Origin of the sequence: Streptomyces sp. NPDC001634 (genome assembly GCF_040298185.1) — a bacterium.
GTDB lineage: Bacteria > Actinomycetota > Actinomycetes > Streptomycetales > Streptomycetaceae > Streptomyces.
In genome coordinates this window covers 1-3,293 of sequence record NZ_JBEOZU010000001.1, presented here as the reverse complement: position 1 = coordinate 3,293, position 3,293 = coordinate 1, and the positions used below count along the sequence as shown (strand labels likewise).

Sequence of the window (3,293 nt, the reverse complement as noted above, 5' to 3'; positions counted from 1 at the left end):
TTTTGGTGCCGGGGGGCCCCCCCCCCCCAACCTTGGGGGCCCGTTTCAGGGCCCAGCTCCCCCGGGCCCCCCCCCCCCGGCCCCGCCCGCCCCGTCAACACCCCCCGCCCCCCGTGCTTGCCGGCGGCCCCACGGGTGCGGATCTCGGACGTGGCCCGGCGGACCCGCCGCGGCGGCGTCCGGCGCTGCGGTCAGGAGGCGCGGCGTTCCGGATCGTGGTGGATCTCGACGCGGCCGGAGTCCCCGAACGTGAGGCGGCAGGTGTCGGCACGGTATGTCGCGACGGAGACGGCCGCGGTGCGCCCCTCGGCGTAGAAGCGGGTGGTGACGACGAGGACGGGCGCGCCGGGCAGTCGGTCGAGCTCCTTGGCGTCCTCGGCGCTGGCCGAACCCAGCTCCACGGCCTGGTCCTGGCCCTCCAGCTCCAGGTGCTGCAGCTCGCGCAGCACGGCACGCGCGCGGGCCACACCCGAGGGCGCGTCGATCGCGGAGAGGTCGGGCACCGAGGAGTCCGGGATGTGAAGCAGCTCGGCGGCGACGGGCTGGCCGTGCGACACGCGGGAGCGGCGCACCGTGTGCACCTGCTCGTCCCGGCCGGTCTCCAGGAGGTCGGCCACCGCGGCGGGCGGGACCGCGAGCGCGGTGTTCATCGGCTGCCAGGCATCGTCGGACGCACCCGGCCACATGTGCTGCTCGGCGCCGACGGCCACGCCCATGCGAGGCGGAGCGACGGAGGTGCCGACCCCACGGCGGCGCTGCAGCCGGCCTTCGAGTTCGAGCTGTTCGAGGGCCTGGCGGAGCGTGGCACGGGCGACACCGAAACGGGCCGCGAGATCCCGTTCGTTGGGCAGGATCTCACCCACGGAGAACTCGGAGTCGAGTGCTTCGGTGAGCACGGTCTTGAGATGCCAGTACTTAGGCTCCGGCACCGATTCCAGCTGCGTGGTCCCCACCCTGTCCTCCGCAATCGCCGTGGCCCGGCGGCGTTTTAGCGCCCTTGTTTATTAAAGGTTGTTGCACTTCTCTGCGACCATAGGGCGGCCTCCACCCTTGGTCAAGACCAATCCTCGATCCCTTACGGACTGCACAGATGCGGTGCCGCAGAGCGTTCACACGGCGTTCGCTGTGGGCGACGTGAATGACACGATGACGAAGCCTCCGTTCATGAACACCCATGTGGGGAGGCTTCACGGTGATCGCTTCGCGGTGATCCGTTCGGCCGCTAGGCGACGTGCAGGGACACCAGCTTCTCCGGGTTGCGGATGATGTAGACGCACTGGATGCGCCCGTCCGCGACGTCCACCTGGAGGACGGAGTCGGGCTTGCCGCCGGACAGGACCAGCAGGGCCGGACCGCCGTTGAGCTCCAGGAAGCGGAACGACGCGTCGGGGATGCCCCGGCCGGCCACACCGGTAATGAAGCGGCCGACCTTGTCGGCGGTGACCAGGACCCGCAGCGGCGCCTTGGCGCGGCCGCCGCTGTCGCCGACCAGCCGGACGTCCGGCGCGAGCAGCCCGATCAGCCCTTCGAGGTCGCCATCGACCGACGCGGCGAGGAACCGCTCGGTCATTTCGCGGCGTTCGGCCGGGTCGACGTCGTAGCGCGGCCGCCGTTCGTCGACGTGACTGCGGGCGCGTGCGGCGAGCTGGCGCACTGCGGGCTCACTGCGGTCGAGGGCGGCGGCGATCTCCGCGAACGGGTACCCGAAGGCTTCTCTGAGCACGAACACCGCCCGCTCCAGGGGTGACAGGGACTCCAGGACGACGAGGACGGCCAGCGAGACGGAGTCGGCGAGCACCGCCTGCTCCGCCGCGTCCGGGACGGTATCGCCGAATTCGGTGACGTACGGCTCGGGCAGCCACGGACCCACGTACGCCTCGTTGCGCGCCTTCACCTGACGCAGCCGGTCGACGGCCAGCCGGGTGGTGATGCGCACGAGGTAGGCGCGCGATTCGCGCACGGATTCGCGGTCGGCGCCGGACCAGCGCAGCCAGGCCTCCTGGACCACGTCCTCGGCGTCGGCGACCCGCCCGAGCATGCGATAGGCGACGCCCATCAGAACGGGCCGGTGCTCTTCGAAAACCTCGGTCGCGGTGTCGACGGTCACCTGTCCATCCCATCCGACACGCTCCGCCGTGTCCAGGCAGAACCGTTGTCGGCCAGAGCACAATTGCCGCGGACCGCCGATGGCCGGCGGCGCCGGCAGGGCCCATTGGGGGAACACGCACGTGGGCCCCCGGTTCACGCACGCGCGCGTGGTTCACGACAACCGAGGGCTACCCGTGGGTAGTAATTGCTGACAAGCTGTCTACAACATTGTGCCGACGTGTCCCAGACGAGGAGCAGCACCATGGCCGCCACGGTCTCCTTCAGCGTCCCCTCTCCGCACGGCCCGCGGACCGTGACCGTCTCGTACGCGCGCGTGGGCACCGGCGAACCGCTCCTCCTGCTGCACGGCATAGGCCATCACCGCCAGGCCTGGGACCCGGTCCTGGACATCCTGGCGACCGAGCGTGACGTGATCGCGGTCGACCTCCCGGGTTTCGGCGCGTCCCCGGCCCTGCCGGACGGACTCGCCTACGACCTGTCGACCGTGGTGCCGGCGCTCGGATCGCTGTGCGAAGCGCTGGAGATCGACCGTCCGCACGTGGCGGGCAACTCCCTGGGCGGCCTGCTGGCCCTGGCACTGGGCCGGGAGAAGCTCGTACGGTCCGTCACCGCGCTCTCACCCGCCGGGTTCTGGACGCCCGCCGAGCGTCGGTACGCGTTCACGGTCCTGCTCGCGATGCGGAACATCTCGCGGAGGATGCCGCTGCCCGTGGTGGAGCAGCTGTCGCGCACGGCGGCCGGGCGCACAATGCTGACCAGCACCATCTATGCCCACCCCAGCCGTCGTTCACCCGAGTCCGTCGTTGCCGAGACCCTCGCGCTGGCCCGAGCAGAGGGGTTCACCGACACCCTCCGCGCAGGCACTGCCGTCCAGTTCACGGACGACGTGCCCGGACTGCCGGTCACTGTGGCGTGGGGCACCAGGGACCGGCTCCTGGTGCGCCGTCAGGGCATCCGTGCCAAGCAGATCATCCCCAAGGCCCGGCTGGTCCGGCTGCCCGGTTGCGGGCACGTCCCGATGAACGACGACCCGGCGCTGGTCGCGCGCGTCATCCTGGACGGCAGCCGCTGAGCAAGCCGGGCCGGGCCCGCCCGGGCCGAGGGCCCGAGAGCGTCCGGGTCGCGGCACGCCGGTTCCGCTGTCACCGAGCGCGCCCCGAGCACGGCGCCCCGCTCCGGCAGCC

3 protein-coding genes are annotated in these 3,293 nt (G+C 71.6%); 1 reads left to right on the top strand and 2 read right to left on the bottom strand.

What is annotated here, in order from left to right; genetic code table 11:
- Positions 1–191: 191 nt before the first annotated feature.
- Both ABT186_RS00015 and ABT186_RS00010 read right to left on the bottom strand, forming a co-directional pair.
- Positions 192–953, bottom strand: a complete 762-nt coding sequence (locus ABT186_RS00015; RefSeq protein WP_351922685.1) for a GntR family transcriptional regulator — start codon at positions 951–953, stop codon at positions 192–194.
- 269 nt (positions 954–1,222) lie between these two features.
- The gene (locus ABT186_RS00010) at positions 1,223–2,107 is read right to left on the bottom strand and encodes an RNA polymerase sigma-70 factor (protein WP_351230155.1); all 885 of its coding nucleotides are present in this window, start codon (positions 2,105–2,107) and stop codon (positions 1,223–1,225) included.
- Between the two features lie 243 nt (positions 2,108–2,350).
- On the opposite strand from ABT186_RS00010, the gene ABT186_RS00005 reads away from it, so the two are divergent.
- Positions 2,351–3,181 carry an alpha/beta fold hydrolase gene (locus tag ABT186_RS00005; RefSeq protein ID WP_351230158.1) on the top strand — a complete coding sequence of 277 codons (831 nt, stop codon included), beginning with the start codon at positions 2,351–2,353 and terminating at the stop codon, positions 3,179–3,181.
- Positions 3,182–3,293: the final 112 nt, after the last annotated feature.

Coding starts and splice junctions, on each gene's coding strand:
- ABT186_RS00005 (WP_351230158.1), top strand. CDS start 2,351: ATGGCCGCCACGGTCTCCTTCAGCGTCCCCTCTCCGCACGGCCCGCGG.